1 pseudogene is annotated in these 376 nt (G+C 68.6%); it reads left to right on the top strand.

What is annotated here, in order from left to right:
* Nucleotides 1-224, top strand: a pseudogene (locus tag G3480_RS28855) (IS4 family transposase); the annotation flags it as partial.
* Between the last annotated feature and the right edge of the window lie 152 nt (nt 225-376).

The raw sequence follows: 376 nt of genomic DNA, 5'->3' as shown, positions 1-376 counted from the left end.
CCTTGCCGGGCAAGGCGTTGGTGGTGTTCGAGCCGGCGCTGGAGGTGATCACCTGGATGATCCCCGAGGTTGACGCCGACACCCAGGAGCGCGCCATGCTCCCGCGTCTTGAGGGCGCGATCGAGGCGGGGGATCTGTGGATCGCCGATCGCAACTTCTGTGTCGCCTCCTGGATCTGGGATCTGCACCAACGCGGCGTGGCGGTGCTGGTGCGTGAGCACTAGCAGATCCCCTGCCAACCGCTTGAGCCGATGCGCCTGGTCGCCACCACCGCCGAGGGGCAACTCAGCGAGCAGCGCGTGACCATCCCCGCCCCTGACGGGGTGCAGCGCCTGGAGCTGCGCCGGATTCGCCTGGAGCTGAACACCCCGACGCG

Origin of the sequence: Thiorhodococcus mannitoliphagus, from assembly GCF_010915725.1 — a bacterium.
In the GTDB taxonomy this organism is placed as follows: Bacteria; Pseudomonadota; Gammaproteobacteria; order Chromatiales; family Chromatiaceae; genus Thiorhodococcus; species Thiorhodococcus mannitoliphagus.
This window is presented reverse-complemented; position numbering and strand designations above follow the sequence as displayed.